Genomic DNA, 13,678 nt, shown 5'->3' with positions numbered 1-13,678 from the left:
GTCAGCGCGATACGAGAAAGTCCTCGATGGCCGCGATCGTCACGGCGTTGTCCCGCTGCAGCACCCCACGGATGCCGACAGCGGCGGCGCCGTCGATCGCCTCGGAGTGATCGTCGACGAAGAACACCTGATCCGGGCGAGCGTTCAACCGCTCCAGCGCGCGCAGGTATGCCTGCGGGTCCGGCTTGTTCACGCCCTGCTCGTGGCTGTAGCAGATCGGGTCGAACAGGCGCGAGAGGCCGAAGCGCCGCTCCTCCTCCTCTCGTGCCCCGTCGACCGAGTTGGAGAGGATTGCGAGGTTGGCGCGGGCCGGCAGCGTCTCGATGTAGGCGAAGAGCTCGGTATTTCCGGTGCCGCAATAGGCATCCCAGAAATCGGCCCGCATCACGGCGACGTCGTCGGTATCGATGCCCAGCATCCGTCCGACGGCACCCCAGAAGCGCTCCCCCGTGCCCGTCTCGATGTCGATCGGAGGCAGGTCGGCCACAGCCAGACGGGCCTCGAACTCCTCGGCGCTGAGCCCGGCGTGCCGACGCCAGCGGTCCCACCACTGATGCGGCCAGGTGTCGTCGTCGACGAGCTCCAGCACGCCGCCGATGTCGAACAGGATCCACGGACGCTCCGGCATCCGGCCACTCTAACGGCAGGAACCTGCGCGATCGGTCGGCGCACGCTGCGCCGGGTCGCGCGCACGGCGAACGTGTGGGATCGTGCTCATAATGCCCCTACGGAGAGGACGCCCATGACCGCCCACCGCGTTCCGATCGCGCCGCAGAGCATCGATGCACCGCTCACCTCGACGGCGATCTTCCTCGTCGTCACGGTGTCGGATGCAGGAGTCGACGCCGCCCGCGAGGTGGTGTCCGGCATCGAAGATCTCGTGAAGACCGTCGGCTTCCGTGATCTCGATGCGCACCTCTCATGCACGATCGGCATCGGTGCCCGCATCTGGCCGGCGCTCACGGGGCATCCGTTGCCCGCAGATCTGCATCCGTTCCCCGTCGTGGCGGGCGCACAGCACACCGCGGTATCCACACCCGGCGACCTGCTGTTCCACATTCGCGCCGAGCGTCGTGATCTCTGCTTCGAGCTCGAACGCCTCATCATCTCGGGGTTGGGGCCCGACGCCCGCACCGAAGACGAAACGATCGGCTTCCGCTACTTCGACGCGCGTGACCTGCTCGGGTTCGTCGACGGCACGGCCAACCCGGTGGGTCCTGACCTGCCGGCCGCGACGCTCGTCGGCGATGAGGATGCCGCGTACGCCGGCGGCAGCTACGTCGTCGTGCAGAAGTACCTGCATGACGTCGGGGCGTGGGAGCAGCAGAGCGCAGAGCAGCAGGAGGCGGTGATCGGTCGCACAAAGCTCGACAACATCGAGCTGCCGGATGCCGAAGAGGGCCAGAAGTCGCACAAGACCCTGAACACGATCGAGGATGCCGAGGGCGAACACGACATACTGCGCGACAACATGCCCTTCGGCAGCCCTGCCGCCGGCGAGTTCGGCACCTACTTCATCGGGTACACCCGCCGGCTGTGGGTGTTGGAGAAGATGCTCGAGCGCATGTTCATCGGCGACCCGCCGGGCCTGTACGACCGCATCCTCGACTTCTCGACGGCGCACACCGGCACGACGTTCTTCGCCCCCTCGGCGACGTTCCTCGCCTCCCTCGCGGACGACTGACACCTCGTGCCTGTCGGCGCACCGGTCCCTGGGCGAGGAGCGCAGCGACGAGACGAAGGGTCCCTGAGCCCGTCGAAGGGCGCCCCGGATACGACGGAGGGCCCGCGCGTCACCACGACACGCGGGCCCTCCGTGTTCGACCCTCAGGCCTTCTTCGTCACTCCTTGACCGGAATCGACGCCGCCTTCAGTGCGTCGATCGTCGCGGTCTGTCCGGCGGCGAGAGCGTCGGCGAGCGTGCCGTCACCGCTGACGGCTGCCTTGAACCCGTCCGAGACGTCGGCGTAGGTCTGCGTCATCGTGGGTCCCCACGCGAAGTCCGGGGAGACTTCCAGCGCGGCGGCCGAGAAGACGTCGTAGATCTTCTGGCCGTCGTAGAACTCCACGCCGTCGGCGAAGACGGGCAGGTCGAGTCCGTCCTTCGTCGCCGGGTACAGGCTCGCGCTCTCGGCCAGGGCGGTGATGGCCTCGTCAGAGGTGTTCAGCCACAGCGCGAACTTCGTCGCCTCGTAGAGGTGCTCGCTGCCCTTCAGCACGGCGGTCGACGAGCCGCCCCAGTTGCCGGCCGCGGTGTCGCCCGCCTCCCACTGAGGCAGCGGGGCCACGGCCCACTTGCCGGCGGTGTCGGGGGCGCCGCTCGCGATCGAGTTCGCTCCCCAGACCGCAGACGGCCAGGTCCACGCATCTCCAGAGTTGTAGGCGTTGTTCCACTCGTCGGTCCACGCGGGCACCGTCGAGACGAGGTCGTCATCGATGAGCCCCTGCCAGTAGTCGGCGACAGCGGTGGTCGCATCCCCGGTGAGGGTGACATCCCATCCGGCGTCGTCGCTGGCGAACCACTGGGCGTTGTTCTGCCATGCGAAGCCGGCGAACTGGTTGATGTCCGACTGCGAGAAGTTGGTGATGTAGCCGCCGGCCTCGCGGATCTTCACGGCGGCGTCGCGGTACTCGTCCCAGGTGGTGGGCACGGGGATGCCGTTGGCCTCGAACAGGTCGGCGCGGTAGAACAGCGCCATAGGACCGCTGTCCTGCGGAATGCCATAGATGCCGTCGGTCCCGAGGGTCACCTGCCCCCACGTCCAGTCGACGAAGTCGGCTTCGGCGGCGACGACGTCCTCGCACGCACTGAGGTCTTCCAGGCCGTCCTGCACCAGGAAGTTCGGCAGCGCGTCGTACTCGACCTGCCCGAGGTCGGGCGCATCGCCCGCCTTGATCTGGTTGAAGAAGTTCTGGTACGTGCCACCGTTGCCGTTCGGGCCGGTCTGCACCTTCACCTGAATGTCGGGGTTCTCTGCGTTCCAGAGCTCCACGACATCCTCCATGCCGGGGACCCAGGTGGTGAACTCCAGCGTGACGTCGCCGTCAGCGGGCGCGCAGGCCGCGGCATCCGTGGTGTCGGTGTCGGTGTCGCTGGTGCCGGAGGAGCAGCCCGCGAGGGCGAGGGCGGAGATGGCGAGGATCGCGGCTGTCTTCTTCTTCGAATGCTGCATTTCGTGTCCTTTCGTGATGACGGGAGGTGGTGCAGACCCGGCGGTGCGTGCCGGGCCGCCTGCTCACTTGAGCGCGCCGGCGCCGAGGCCGTTGCGCCAGAAGCGCTGGAGCAGGAGGAATGTGACGATGAGCGGGATGACCGAGAGCAGCGCGCCCACGAGGAGGAGGCTGCGCAGCTCGGGAATCTGATTCAGCTGGGTGTTCCAGGTGTAGAGGCCGTAGACCACCGGGAAGAACTCTTCGCTTCGCAGCATGATCATCGGCAGGAAGAAGTTGTTCCAGATGCCGACGAACTGGAAGAGGAACATCGTCACCAGAGCCGGCGTCATGAGTCGGATGCTCACGGTGAAGAACGTGCGCACCTCCCCCGCACCGTCGAGCCGGCTGGCCTCGAGCAGTTCGTCCGGCACGGACTGCGCCGCGAAGATGCGCGCCAGGTAGACGCCGAACGGGCTGACGATGGATGGCAGGAACACGGCCCAGAACGTGTTGGTCAACTGCACTTGGCTGAACAGCAGGAACAGCGGGAGGGCGAGCGCCGTGGCCGGCACCAGCACCCCGCCGAGCACGACGTTGAAGATCACGTCGCGGCCGGGGAACCGGTACTTGGCGAGGGCGTACCCGGCCATGGCCGCGAGCAGGGTGGCGATGGCTCCGCCGAGGGCGGCGTACAGCACCGAGTTCCACAGCCAGCGACCGTAGATGCCGTCGTTGTAGGCGAAGACGGCGCCGATGTTGTTCCACAGCTGGAAGTCCGAGAACCACAGGGGCGCGGTGGTGAGGATGTCGCCGGTGTCTTTGCTGGAGGCCACGAGCAGCCACCACAGCGGCAGCAGGAAGTACACGCTGAAGACGACCATGATGAGCATGGCGCCCGTGCGGGACATGCCCGATTCACGGATCGGCGAACGGCGGGTCTTCACCGCGCGCGGGGCGGTGATCGTCGCAGTGCTCATGCGTTCTGCTCCTTGCGCTGCATGTACTTCATGAACCCGAACGAGAGCACGAAGGTGGTCACCGCGAGGACGACCGAGAGGGCCGCGGCGAGGTTGGTGTTGGGGATGGACGCCGTGGCGTACACCGTCATGTTCGGGGTGTACGTGCTGGTGACCGCAGAACTGAACGAGCGGAACACCTGCGGCTCGGCGAGCAGCTGCAGCGTGCCGATGATGGAGAAGATCGCGGTCATCACGATCGCCGGGCGCACGAGCGGGATCTTGATCGACCAGGCCATGCGCCACTGCCCCGCACCGTCGAGTCGTGCCGCCTCATAGAGCTCCTGCGGGATCGACAGCAGGGAGGAGTAGATGATCAGCATGTTGTAGCCGACGTAGACCCAGGTGACCACGTTGGCGATCGACCAGAGCACGAGGTCCGCCCCGAGAAAGTCGATGTTCTTCGTGAGCGCCGTGAACGGCGACAGGTTGGGCGAGAACAGGGATCCCCAGACGATCGCGGCGATCACGCCGGGCACGGCGTAGGGCACGAAGTAGGCGAGGCGGAAGAAGCGCCGTCCCTTCACCAGCGGTGAGTCCAGGAGCAGGGCGAACAGCAGCGCGAGCCCCAGCATGATCGGCACCTGCACGACGCCGAACAGCAGCATCCGCCCCATGGATGACCAGAACGCCTCGTCCTGGAAGACGAGGGCGTACTGCGCGAACCCGCCGAACACCTGCTCGGCCTTGCCGAAAGTTCCATCCCTGCGGACGACGAGCAGCGACTGCCAGAACGCGTAGAGGATGGGCAGCACGTAGAAGAGCAGGAACAGGATGCCGAACGGCACGAGCAGCGTGGCGATGGCAGCCTTGTGCGGCACGCGGCGTCGCCGGGGTGGCGCGCCGACCGATGGCGCGAGCGTCGATGTCATGCATCCTCCTTGATGATGCGGACGGCGCCCGCGGGCACAGCACCGTCCGTGGGGCCGTCGGTGACCAGGTCGTGGCCGCTGATGCCGACCGTGATGTCTTCGTCGCTGTGGTTGATGACGAACAGGAAGCTGCCCTGTTCACCGCGCCGCCGGACGATCTCGACGTCTGCTCCGGCGCCGGAGCAGACGTCGAGGGCGACACCGGCCGAGTGCGCGACCTCGGCCATGAGTCGCCCGTAGTCCTCGCGGGCAGGCTGAGTGGCGAGATACCAGGCGGCGCCGTCACCATGACGGCGCCGGGTGACGGCGGGAGAACCCGCGGCGGGGCCGTCGACGAAAGAGGCGCGCACCTCGGCATCCGTCACGTGCGACCGCTCGCTCCACACGAGGCCTGTGGTGCCGTCGGTGAGGGTCACCGTCTCACCGGGCAGCAGGGGTGCGAACTCCTCGGAACGGATGCCGAGCAGGTCGCGGAAGGCACCGGGGTAGCCGCCGGTGCGCACGCGGTCCTGCTCGTCCACGATGCCGCTGAAGAAGGTCACCAGCACGGTGGCGCCGGCGGCGGCCGCCTCAGCGATGCGCGCGGCGTCGGCGTCGGTGATCAGGTGCAGCGCGGGGACCACGATCAGGCGGTAGCCGGCAAGGTCGGCCCCTGGAGCGACGATGTCGGTGACGATCCCGGCATCCGCGAGCGCCGCATGGGCGGCGTGCACCTGGCCGAGGTAGCTGAGACCTTCGCTGGGACGGCCCTCGTTCTCGGCCGCCCACCAGCTCTCCCAGGAGAACAGCAGAGCGGTGTCGGCCACGACGCGGGTGCCGGCCACGACGCCGAGCCGCTCCAACAGCCCGCCGAGCTCGACGACGCTGCGCCACTGGTCGGAATCCTCTCCCGCGTGCGGGACGAGTGCCGAGTGGTACTTCTCGGCTCCCTGGGTAGAGGCGCGCCACTGGAAGAAGCAGATGGCGTCAGCACCGCGCGCGACATAGGCGGCGATATTGCGCTGCAGCTCCCCCGGCGCTTTGGCGAGGTTGTACGGCTGCCAGTTGACCGCGCCGGTCGAGGTCTCCATGAGCAGCCACGGCTCGCCGCCGGCGAGGCCGCGGGTGAGGTCGGCGGCGAAGGAGAGCTCGGCATGCGGGTCGCCGAGCCGGCGGTCGAGGTAGTGGTCGTTGGCGATGATGTCCATCTCCGATGCCCACGACCAGTAGTCGAGCGTGCGGATGTGCGCGGTGACCATGAAGTTGGTCGTCACCGGGATGTCGGTGCGGGCGCGGAGGATCCGCGCCTCGGCGCGGTAGAGGGCGAGCTGCTCGTCGGAGCTGAAGCGGTGAAAGTCGAGCACCTGACCGGGGTTGCGCAGCGACAGGGCCTGACGCGGTGGCTGGATGTCGTCGAAGTCGGTGTATCGCTGGCTCCAGAAGGTGGTGCCCCAGGCGGCGTTGAGTGCTGCGATGTCGTCGGCGTAGCGTGCGCGCAGCCAGGTGCGGAATGCCTCAGCGCTCGTGTCGCAGTAGCAGAGGGTGTTGTGGCAGCCGAGCTCGTTGGAGACATGCCAGAGGGCCACGGCCGGATGCGCTCCGTAGCGCTCCGCGACGCGGGCGACGACCTCGTCGGCGTAGGCCCGGAACACCGGCGAGCTCGGGCAGTAGCCCTGGCGACCGCCCGGGTGGAACGTGGTGCCGTCGATCCCGACCGGAAGCATCTCCGGGTGGCGCGCGGTCAACCAGGGCGGGGGCGACGAGGTTCCGGTGCCGAGGTTCACGCGGATGCCGGCCGCGTGCAGCAGGTCGATGATCTCGTCGAGTGCGGTGAAGTCCCAGACGTCTTTGGCCGGGTTGATCGACGACCAGCCGAAGATGTTCACGGCGACCAGGCCGATGCCCGCCTGCTGCATGAGGCGCACATCCTCGGGCCAGACGCTGCGATCCCACTGCTCGGGGTTGTAGTCGCATCCGAAGGCAAGGCCCTGCCCCGCCGTCAGGGCGGAGATGCGGTCGGATACGGCGGTCATGCAGGTCGCTCCTTTGCGAATGTGTGAACGTGCACAGGTGATGTCAGAACAGAACCGGGTGGATTTTCTGTGAACGTGCACACATCGTTGCAGGTCAATGCCGCCCGCGTCAAGCCTCGGTCGATAGGCTGTGGTTCATGACCCCCTCCGCCCGCCGCCGCAGCACCGTTCACGATGTGGCGCGCGTCGCGGGCGTCTCGCGGGGAACGGTGAGTCGAGTGCTCAACGGCGGCTATGTCTCGGATGCCGCGCGCGAGGCCATTGAAGACGCGATCAGGGCCGTCGGCTACGTGCCCAACACCGCTGCCCGCAACCTCGTACGCCAGCGCACGCAGGCGGTCGCGTTCATCGTGCACGAGCCGCACGCGGTGTTCTTGGAGGATCCGAACATCGGCGCGATCATGCTCGGCACGAACCAGGCGCTGTCCGAGGCCGACTACCAGATGGTGTGTCTGGTCGTGGACTCGGTGCGCGATACCGAACGCGTCGCCCGGTATCTCAACGGCGGCTTCGTGGACGGCGCCGTCATCGTCTCGGCGCGTGCACAGGATCCGATCACGACTGCCGTGGCACGCCTCCGACTCCCGGTCGCCTATGTCGGGCATCCGCCTGACGTCGACGCCGCCTGGGTGGGTGTCGACAACCGCGGAGCCGCTCGCGACGTCACGACGCGGTTGCTGCAGACCGGCCGCACGCGGGTCGGCATGATCGCCGCCGCCCTCGACCGTGACTCCGGCACCGATCGTCTCGCGGGCTTCACCGATGCGCTCGGCGACAGGTTCGATTCCGACCTGGTCGAAGAGGTGCCGCTGTACTCCTATGCCGATGGGGCGGGCGCCATGGCGCGACTGCTCGCACGCGCTCCCGACCTTGATGGTGTCTTCGCCGCTTCCGACGCGGTCGCGGCCGGCGCGCTGTGGGCGCTGCGCGAGGCCGGCCGGCGCGTGCCGGAGGATGTCGGCATCGTCGGATTCGACAACAGTTCGTGGGCCACGCGCACCTCGCCGCAGCTGTCGACGGTGGACCAGCCGGCCGAGGGGCTCGGGGCGGCCGCCGCAGCGTCAGTGCTCGCTCAGCTGCAGGGCGATGAGAGCGGCCCGGACGGGATCATCCTCGACACACCTGTGGTGTGGCGCGACTCGGCCTGAACGCCGGCTGCCGCTGTCGACGGCGATCAGCGCCGCCGCTGACAGGACGCACAGAAGTGCGACGACCTGTTCATGAACGCGACCCGGGTGATCGGGCGGCCGCAGCGCGGGCACGCCTCTCCCCCACGCCCGTACGCGTTCAGGGAGTGCGCGAAATAACCATTCTCCCCAATCGGATGCATTGATGTTCCAATACCGTCCATTCGCGTCCATCCATTCGGGATTGCTTGTATCGACTAGTGAATGGCGTCAAATCGGGGATGCAGGGACTCTATCACGGGGGTTGATCGCGCGACTATGAGCCTCGAATCGCCGAATCTCGGGGTGGACAAACTTGGACGCCTTGGGACATCACCAAGCATCGTTCACCTCACTGGTTGGACCGAATCACGCGTAGGAGAAGCTCCCGCTGCTCTTCGGTGAACTGGGGCGCGGCCGCCGTGACCTCTCTGACCAACTGTTCTTTTGCAGCTGGCCCGATCGGGATCGGCGCGAAGGACGCTTCCAGCTCGTCCACGTTCACGAAGACCTTGTAGACCGGTCGGCCGTGACGTCCGATCACTCGCTCTTTCACCGCAGGCAAGGTGCCTTTGTTGATGCGGCGGCGGATCGCCTTTTCGCTGCAGCGCATGCGCTCGGCCGCTGCGATGATGTCGAGTCGTTCGGGGGCGGAGGGCACGGCGTTACTGCTCTTGCTTTCGTCTAGGGAAGGAAACCAGCGCTCCCCCACCAGCACCGCCGACGAAACAAGATGTGACTCATAGTCCGTCGACTCATCGTCAGCGTAGTCGAAATCGTTGAAGCATGACGATTCCGGCGCACCGCATCGCCTTCGGCGAGCACCTTCGCGAGTTGCGCCGCGCCCGTGGTTGGACTTCTCAGGAGGCATTCGCCCACCATGTCGGGCTTGATCGTACCTACATCAGCGGGATCGAGCGGTCACGGCGCAACCCGACGTTGGACATCATCGTGAAGCTCGCGCGCGGGCTGGAAGTATCGCCGTCGGAACTGCTGTCGACGATCGAGCCCTGATCACGCTCCCCCGCCGTCGGCGAGGGCCCGGACCTTGGCGATCACCTGCTCCACACGGGCCGGGGCGCGGACCGCCCACCCGTCCGTCTGGAAAACCGGGGCTAGCCGATCGGTGAGAGCGTCGGAACACGCCCTCAGAGCGCAGCCCGGCGCGCTCGCCGATCGGCTAGTTCGTGGACTTGTTCGGGACGAGATAGTGCGGCCCGACGAGTCCGACGTGCACTTTCTTGGTCGGGCCGCTCGTGTCGTCGTAGAAGTAGACCCGGGGCGCGAGGTTGCCGCCTCCTTCGGAGATCTTCAGGTGGGCGAGCATAGTGACCTCGCCTGAGCTATGCACGGCGGTGTCCACCTTGAAAACGCGCGTCCCCTTGAACTTGCCGCCGTTCTGCACGCCCTCACTCTCGGTCATGGACAGCTTCTTGCTCGTGGCGGGCCACCCGAGCACAGGGCCCGACGCGCACCACTCCCAGAAGCCGCCTTTTTCCCAGCCCGCGGCGCGGTCCTGAGCGTACGCCGCGAGAGCGCGGAGACCGCGCCACGTCTTGTTACCCCAATTGAAGGCCTCAGGCGCAGTATCGATGTCGTCGAGCTCACGAATCGCGGAGTCCGGCAGTACGAGCCAATCGGCGAGATACATCTGTGCGGCCAGGACGGCCTCCGACGAGTCCTGCACCGAGTCCGGGATCGAAGCCGTCTCCTCGTGCTGGGTCCCCCACAGCAGGGCCGCGAGACCGCGGCCGATCAGCTCATCTTTGAGTCGCGCCAGATGCCCGTTCGCGCTGGCGAGCTCCTTCTCCAGCGAGCTCTGCTCGTTGCGGGCCACGTCGAGGTCCTGCTCCCATCGTTCGCGCGCATCCGCAAGGTCCTTCGCTGGGACCATGCCGTCCAGCGCATCCGCGGGCAGCCCGCTCTGCTCTCCGAAGACGCGGAAGGCGGCGGGGACACGACGCCTCGTCGACAGCTGCGCGACCGAGTAGACAATGCGGTCGACCGTCACGCGAGGCGACTCCTCGAACCGCGAGCGGAGGTAGTAGCGGTGTCGCCATCCGTCTGCGTCCGGCGTAACGATGCCGGGCGCGTACACGCGGACGCCGCCGTCCCAGATCGCGAGCGCGTCGAACTCGCGTCTGAAGGCGGCCACGGCAGCTCGGTCAAGGGTGACGACCGCAGCGATGCCTTCTGCGCGCGCCGCGATCGTCCCGGCAGTTCGGAGCCACGAGTCGTCGTGCTCGGGATTCGGCTCGGCGCAGACGATGATCGGAAGCGTCCGCTCCGGCTTCGCCAGCATCTCGACCAGGATGGCGATGCCTGCTGCGGGCACGGCAAGCGGCTCGATCGGAACCCCGCTTCCGCCGAGATGCGGCTTCTCGACGACACCGAGCAGGTCGTGCACGATCCTCGGGCGACCGACGGAGACACGGCGGGCGAGGTCGTCGGACGACATACTCAACTCCACGAGCGTGTGGACGCCATCATCGTCGGCGACGACACGGATCACGGTCGCCCATTCCGTCGGGTCCTCGGGGACCTGATCCGTCGAGATCACCTCGAACGAATCCGAGCCCATCGACCGAACGCTCACCTCGCGGTGCCGCCCCTGAGAGACGTCGAGCTCGCTGACCCCATCGACCAGAGGTTTCGCGTCCGGCGACTCGTACGTCCATCCAGCCACACACGTCCTGAGCCGCTCGACGACCGTCGTACGGTCCCGCGTGGACGTGTCCGACCACACTGCCCTGTATAGAACGCTCATGCTGATGCCCCCTAGATCCGCGAAAGGGGCCGCTCCCCTGGCGCTCTTTCATCCATAAGATGACCCTATCGACGGCATCGGACACGCTGCATTCGAAATGCTTGAACGCCGACGGCTCCAACGACGTTGACGTAGCCCGAGAAATCGCCGGGGAGCTCGAGAACCAGCGCAGCACGCGGAGCGCCTAGGACCTGGCGCAGACACGGATCACTTCCGCGGTGCTCGACACCAGGTACCGGTCGGCAGATGCAGGCACCCGTGTTAGGTCAGCGACCAGGCCAATGTTCGGGCATAATCTCAGTGAAGGCTGCGTTAGGCTGTAACGAGATCGGTGACACTGATTGCGCGTAGAGTACAAAGACAAGAAGCTCGCGAAGCTGTGCACCGACGAGCGCGAGATGCAGAAGAAGCGACCTGATCTGAAGAAAAAGCTCCGGCTGCGGATCAAGGCCCTGGAGAACTCGGATACGCTCGGCGACCTGCCGAACGACGACCCCGGAGGCGCATGGCATGACCTCAAGGGCAAGCGAGCCGGAACATGGGCCAGCGAGCTCAGCGGCAACTGGCGGCTCGTCGTCGAGCCCACGCCCAACGCCCTGAACGCTGTCGACGTGACCGTCGTCGACATCGAGGACTACCACTGAGGAAGGAGAGACCATGACCGCCACCAACTACGCCGTCGCTCCCGGGGAGTACCTGGAGGAGTGGATCGACGACCATGGCCTGTCCCAGCAGCGGGTGGCCGAGCTCCTCGGAAGCAGCCGCAAGCAGGTCAACGAGATCGTCAACGGGCGCGCGCCCATCACCAGCGACACCGCGATGCGCCTCGAGCGCGTCGTGGGCATCCCCGCCAAGACCTGGCTGAAGTACGAGGCGCTGTACCGGGCCGACCTGGCCCGCATCGCCGACGAGGAGAACCTCGCGGGGCACATCGACGAAATCGCCCCGTCAGCGGTCACGTACCTGCGCAGCATCGGCGCGACGGCGGCCACCAAGCGCGCTCCCGGCAAGCTCGTGTCCGATTTCCTCGCTTTCCACCGCTGCGGGACGTGGGAAGCCTACGTTCACCTGCACGAGGAGGCCTCGCAGGGCGACTACGCGCTGGCCGCACTGAAGGACTCGGGCACGACGCTCGATCGGAGCCTGCTCACGACCTGGCTGCGTGCCGCCGAGCTGGCGGAGCCCTTCGAGCGCGGGCGCGGCTACGACTACGACGCCGAGCAGCTCCGGACAGCCCTGCCCGATCTTCGTGCCCGTGCAGCAACGCCCGACTCCACCATGCTCCGCGACATCGCCAACATGCTCGCGGACCTCGGTGTCGTCTTCATGGTCGTGGAGCCACCCAAAAGGCTCCCGTTGTTGGGTATGACGCGATGGATCGACAAGCGCGTGCCGGTGATCCAGCAGACCGGCCGCTGGGGCAAGGACGGCTTCGTCATTTGGACGCTCTTCCATGAGCTCGGCCACGTCCTCAACGACCCCCGCGGTGAGATGCACGTGGAGTACAGCACCGAGAAGAAGCGCAACTCCGCGGCGGAGAAGGGGGCCAACGCGTTCGCGATGGAGCTCCTGTTCGGCGAGGCCGGCATATCGCAGTTCAGGGGCCTCTCCTACGATCGGGAGATCGCCGACAAGGCTCGGGAGATCGGCATCGCGCCGGGCGTCGCCGTTCACCAGATGCACCGCCGCAGGCTGCTTGACTACAGGTTCGGCAATCGACTGTGCGTTGATCTCGCAGGCAGCTTCACGGAGTGATGGAGCGTGTTCCTTGAACACTCAAACCTGCTTCTCCTTGACACCAACATGCTGTCTCCGGAAAAGCTAGTGGAGCACGGCCTGTTGGGCGAGTCGACGTTGGTCGCGGCATCGACCTCTGCGCAGGAGGTCCTGGGGATGCAGCGACCAGACCGTGAGGGAGGCTACCGCTACGCCCTGCCCATGATGAACGATCGCCTTCTCCTCCGCGCCAACCTTGCGCCGGACCAGTTCTTCCGCTGGGCGTCCGATCACGCAAAACACCGCCCGGTCTCCCGGCACACAGACAGCCTCGTCGTGCCGGTCTCACGACTGCGCCATGAGTCACGGGAGCTGGGACACGCAGCTGTCGCGATCGCGCACGAAACTGGAGACGATCGGCTCTTCCGGGCGTACGCCGCCCGAGGTCTGCGAACCAAGCAGCTGCGCCGAGTGCTGAGCAAGTGGGAGTTCCTGCGCGCGGAGCTAGAAGCAATAATCCCCCTCGACGACGCAATTGCCCTGCAGGCGGTGGCCTTAGCAAATGCGTTCGTCGACAGCGGCCAACATGTGAAGGGCACGGCACGCAACTCGATGAACGATATGTACGTCGCCGCCACGTCCCTCGTCACCGGAATCCCCCTAGTCACCGCTGATGCTCAGCTCAACGACTTCTACCGCGAGCACGGTTGGACCGTGCCGAGCAACGATGGCCTGTACATCGCCTTGCCCTCTGCTCCATCAGATGCAGGATCGTCGGACCCCGCCTCAACGCAGCGAGGAGACCGCTACATTAACCGCCCTCTGAGTCTGCGCTCGCACGTTGATCAGGTTCCGCCGCCTGGTCGATGACCGCGTAGACCCCTTGGAATCAGGCGACGTCGACCGCCGGGCCGCCTCCCGTCACGCTCAGTTTCGGCTGAGCCCGTGTCTGCGTGTGTCCAGCGCGAGCTTGAGA

13 protein-coding genes and 1 pseudogene are annotated in these 13,678 nt (G+C 66.7%); 6 read left to right on the top strand and 8 right to left on the bottom strand.

All coding sequences use genetic code 11. From position 1 onward, the window contains the following. Nucleotide 1 precedes the first annotated feature (1 nt). The gene (locus tag WDU93_RS14225) at nucleotides 2–628 is read right to left on the bottom strand and encodes an HAD family hydrolase (protein ID WP_337321805.1); all 627 of its coding nucleotides are present in this window, start codon (nucleotides 626–628) and stop codon (nucleotides 2–4) included. 114 nt (nucleotides 629–742) lie between these two features. Between WDU93_RS14225 and WDU93_RS14220 the strand changes: the two genes are divergently transcribed. Next, nucleotides 743–1,684 carry a Dyp-type peroxidase gene (locus WDU93_RS14220; RefSeq protein ID WP_337321803.1) on the top strand — a complete coding sequence of 314 codons (942 nt, stop codon included), beginning with the start codon at nucleotides 743–745 and terminating at the stop codon, nucleotides 1,682–1,684. A gap of 157 nt (nucleotides 1,685–1,841) precedes the next feature. On the opposite strand, the gene WDU93_RS14215 is transcribed toward WDU93_RS14220, so the two are convergent. The 4 genes from WDU93_RS14215 to WDU93_RS14200 form a co-directional block, all read right to left on the bottom strand. Next, complete coding sequence (locus WDU93_RS14215) at nucleotides 1,842–3,173, bottom strand: ABC transporter substrate-binding protein (protein WP_337321801.1); 1,332 nt, start codon at nucleotides 3,171–3,173, stop codon at nucleotides 1,842–1,844. A gap of 63 nt (nucleotides 3,174–3,236) precedes the next feature. Next, nucleotides 3,237–4,130, bottom strand: coding sequence for a carbohydrate ABC transporter permease (locus tag WDU93_RS14210; protein ID WP_337321799.1), 894 nt, complete (start codon nucleotides 4,128–4,130; stop codon nucleotides 3,237–3,239). Next, on the bottom strand, nucleotides 4,127–5,041 hold the full coding sequence (locus WDU93_RS14205; RefSeq protein WP_337321797.1) for a carbohydrate ABC transporter permease: 915 nt from the start codon (nucleotides 5,039–5,041) through the stop codon (nucleotides 4,127–4,129). Before WDU93_RS14205 ends, WDU93_RS14210 begins: the two co-directional genes overlap by 4 nt. Beyond that, a complete protein-coding gene (locus WDU93_RS14200) occupies nucleotides 5,038–7,053 on the bottom strand; it encodes a beta-galactosidase (protein ID WP_337321794.1) in 2,016 nt (671 codons plus the stop codon). The genes WDU93_RS14205 and WDU93_RS14200 overlap by 4 nt, the downstream gene beginning before the upstream one ends. 137 nt (nucleotides 7,054–7,190) lie before the next feature. Here WDU93_RS14200 and WDU93_RS14195 point away from each other — a divergent pair, with 137 nt between their 5' ends. After that, on the top strand, nucleotides 7,191–8,201 hold the full coding sequence (locus tag WDU93_RS14195) for a LacI family DNA-binding transcriptional regulator (RefSeq protein WP_337321792.1): 1,011 nt from the start codon (nucleotides 7,191–7,193) through the stop codon (nucleotides 8,199–8,201). 26 nt (nucleotides 8,202–8,227) lie between these two features. Here the strand turns inward: WDU93_RS14195 and WDU93_RS14190 are convergent. Together WDU93_RS14190 and WDU93_RS14185 are read right to left on the bottom strand one after the other, a co-directional pair. Further along, nucleotides 8,228–8,371, bottom strand: a pseudogene (locus WDU93_RS14190) (zinc finger domain-containing protein); the annotation flags it as partial. 200 nt (nucleotides 8,372–8,571) lie between these two features. Further along, the gene (locus tag WDU93_RS14185) at nucleotides 8,572–8,880 is read right to left on the bottom strand and encodes a hypothetical protein (protein ID WP_337321790.1); all 309 of its coding nucleotides are present in this window, start codon (nucleotides 8,878–8,880) and stop codon (nucleotides 8,572–8,574) included. 125 nt (nucleotides 8,881–9,005) lie between these two features. Between WDU93_RS14185 and WDU93_RS14180 the strand changes: the two genes are divergently transcribed. After that, nucleotides 9,006–9,233 (top strand): helix-turn-helix domain-containing protein, encoded by a 228-nt coding sequence (locus WDU93_RS14180; RefSeq protein WP_337321788.1) that lies wholly within the window; start codon nucleotides 9,006–9,008, stop codon nucleotides 9,231–9,233. A gap of 166 nt (nucleotides 9,234–9,399) precedes the next feature. On the opposite strand, the gene WDU93_RS14175 is transcribed toward WDU93_RS14180, so the two are convergent. Beyond that, nucleotides 9,400–10,986 carry a hypothetical protein gene (locus WDU93_RS14175; protein WP_337321786.1) on the bottom strand — a complete coding sequence of 529 codons (1,587 nt, stop codon included), beginning with the start codon at nucleotides 10,984–10,986 and terminating at the stop codon, nucleotides 9,400–9,402. 341 nt (nucleotides 10,987–11,327) lie between these two features. On the opposite strand from WDU93_RS14175, the gene WDU93_RS14170 reads away from it, so the two are divergent. The 3 genes from WDU93_RS14170 to WDU93_RS14160 are packed head-to-tail and all read left to right on the top strand — an operon-like array spanning nucleotide 11,328 to nucleotide 13,572. Further along, a complete protein-coding gene (locus tag WDU93_RS14170) occupies nucleotides 11,328–11,630 on the top strand; it encodes a type II toxin-antitoxin system RelE/ParE family toxin (protein WP_337321784.1) in 303 nt (100 codons plus the stop codon). Between the two features lie 13 nt (nucleotides 11,631–11,643). Continuing rightward, nucleotides 11,644–12,741: a HigA family addiction module antitoxin gene (locus tag WDU93_RS14165; protein ID WP_337321782.1), complete on the top strand. Its 1,098-nt coding sequence runs from the start codon at nucleotides 11,644–11,646 to the stop codon at nucleotides 12,739–12,741. A gap of 6 nt (nucleotides 12,742–12,747) precedes the next feature. Then, complete coding sequence (locus WDU93_RS14160) at nucleotides 12,748–13,572, top strand: type II toxin-antitoxin system VapC family toxin (protein ID WP_337321779.1); 825 nt, start codon at nucleotides 12,748–12,750, stop codon at nucleotides 13,570–13,572. Nucleotides 13,573–13,678 lie beyond the last annotated feature (106 nt).

The organism is Microbacterium istanbulense, assembly GCF_037204145.1.
GTDB lineage: Bacteria > Actinomycetota > Actinomycetes > Actinomycetales > Microbacteriaceae > Microbacterium > Microbacterium istanbulense.
This window is presented reverse-complemented; position numbering and strand designations above follow the sequence as displayed.